At 71.5% G+C, this 2,345-nt stretch carries 2 protein-coding genes; both read left to right on the top strand.

Annotated features, from left to right (window positions below; translation table 11 throughout):
* Positions 1–112: 112 nt before the first annotated feature.
* Complete coding sequence (locus FJ108_18450) at positions 113–1,195, top strand: acyltransferase family protein (GenBank protein MBM4337874.1); 1,083 nt, start codon at positions 113–115, stop codon at positions 1,193–1,195.
* Between the two features lie 69 nt (positions 1,196–1,264).
* Entirely contained in the window at positions 1,265–2,251 is a 987-nt protein-coding gene (locus tag FJ108_18445; GenBank protein MBM4337873.1) for a hypothetical protein, read from the top strand.
* The last annotated feature ends 94 nt before the right edge of the window (positions 2,252–2,345 follow it).

Raw genomic sequence — 2,345 nt, 5'->3', positions numbered from 1 at the left:
GGGGGGTGGTCGACACGTCGCGCGCGCGCGCGGAGCTCGGGTTCGACCCCGTCTACACCACCAAAGAGGCGTGGATGAGCTTCGTCGTGGCCCGCAAGCTCCGGGGCTATCGGTGAGAACGGCGGACCCGACGGACGCGCGCGAGCGCGCTCGGCTCGAGCTACTGGAGGAGCTTCGCGCGTCGGTTCGCGCGCTGCGCAGCGAGCTCGAGCAGCGCTTCGGGATTCGCGACGCAGGCCCGCCCGAGCGCGAGCCGAGCGTCGAGATCGAGGCCGAGCCCGGCGTCGGGTCGGCCGAGGCCGCCGCCGGCCTCTTCGAAGGTCTCGGTCGCCAGCTTCGCACCCGCCTCGACGGCGTCGACGTCGTCAAGCTCTACGAGGCGCTGCGCGAGCGCGTCTCGATCCCGGGCGCAGCGGACGTCTCCGCCGAGGTCGACGAGTTCGGGCTCGACGCGCGCTTTCTGTCTCGCGCGCGCGGCTGGCTCGACTGGCTCTTCGACTCCTGGTGGCGTGTTCAGGTCACGGGGATCGACCTCGTCCCTGAGACGGGTCGGGTGCTCTTCGTCGCCAACACCGCCGGAATCCTGCCGTGGGATGCCCTGATGGTCGCGCACGCCGTCGAGCGCCTGCACCCCACGGGCCGGCGGCCGCGCCCGCTCGTCGCCGACTGGCTCGCGACGCTGCCGTTCTCACAGTCGCGGCTCGCTCGCCTCGGCGCGGTTCGCGCCTGCGCGGAGAACGCCGAGCGGCTCCTGCTGGCCGACGAGTGGGTGATCGCGTTCCCGGAAGGGCAGAAGGGCGCGCTCAAGCCGTTCCGCGAGCGCTACCGACTGCGTCGCTTCGCGCGCGGCGGCTTCGTGCCGCTGGCCGCGCGTCTACGCGCCGCCATCGTTCCGGTCGCGGTGGTCGGGGCGGAAGAGGTCTATCCGATCGTGTTCGAGCCGCGGCTGCTCCGCAGGCTTCTGGGCGTCCCGATTCCGGTGACTCCGACGTTCCCGCTTCTCGGACCGCTCGGCTTGATCCCGCTTCCCAGTCAGTGGCGGATCCGCTTCGGCGAGCCGATCTGGTTCGACGACGTCGCGCCGGAGCGAGTCTCGGACCCGCTGTACGTGAACCGCACCCGCGAACAGGTCCGCGGCGTAATTCAAGCTCTACTTGAGGAAGAGCTTCCACGGCGCCGATCTATCTTCTCTTAGATCGTGCTCAGCTGGTAGGATCTCGGCCGGGGAAGGGACCCCGTCAGGGACGAACGCTTGCACGTCGTCTTGCGCCTCGGGACTGCGTCGCTGCTCCTGCTCTTCGCGCTTGGTCAGCCGTGCGCGGCGAGCGCGCAAGCCGAGGCGCGACCCGTCGTGATCGAGCTCGCGCGGGGCAGCGAAGCCTGGGTCGAGCGGGGACAGCTCGTCTGGCTGCGAAACGATCTCGCTCCATTGCGGCGCGTGCTCGCCGAGTTCGGCGTCGGTCGCGGTGCGGTCGCGCCGACGTTCGCTCGGACCCGGGAGGATCTCGAGGCGGAGCACGCGCGGGCGGAGCGCCGCAGCGGACGGCGGGTGCCCGAGCTCGCGCTCTTCTTCACGCTCGCGGTCGAGGCCGGGGTCGACGCCGAGTCGCTCGCGGCAGCGCTGGCAGATCTGCCCGGCGTGGCGAGCGCCCGAGCCTGGCCGCGCGCCGCTCCGCCGCCCTACGACATCGAGCCACCCACGCCCGACTTCACCAACCTGCAGAGCTTCAAGGCCCCGGCACCCGCGGGGATCGGGTTCGATGCATTCGCCGGAATCGCCGGAGCGGACGGGCAGGGGACTCGCTTCGCGGATCTGGAATACGAGTGGGCGCTCGCACACGAGGATCTCGAGATACCCGAGAGCGCGCGAATCCCCATCGGCACCGAGCAGAACCCGTGGCCGGATCAGGGCAGTCATGGCAGCGCGGTGCTCGGCATCCTGTCTGCGCGCGCGAACGGCTACGGCGTGACCGGTCTCGTGCCCGCGTCGCAGGTGCACGTCGCCGCGTGCAGCACGGTCGAGTACGGCTGGAACGTGGGCCGCGCGATCGAGCAGGCGATCGCGGCGTTCGGTGAGACGGCGGGTCCGGGCGACCTGATCCTGATCGAGCAGCAGATGTACGTCTGCGGGGCCGACGGATCGAGCGGATCGCAGCTCGGCGCGGGGCCGGTCGAGTGGTTTCCAGCGTGGCGCGCCGCAATCGCCACCGCCACGGCGCTAGCCCGCATTTCTCACCACGGTGATCCGTAGGTGGTCGCGGTGCGCTGCGAGGGCGTCGGCGGTGGTGGCTCGGCGGCCGAGGGCCAGCGGCGGCCTTCGAGGGGATGGCGGGCCGTTCGCCGGC

Source organism: Deltaproteobacteria bacterium, assembly GCA_016875225.1.
Classification (GTDB): Bacteria; Myxococcota_A; UBA9160; order SZUA-336; family SZUA-336; genus VGRW01.
Note: the sequence above shows the minus strand (reverse complement) of the source record. Positions and strands in the feature narration are given on the sequence as shown.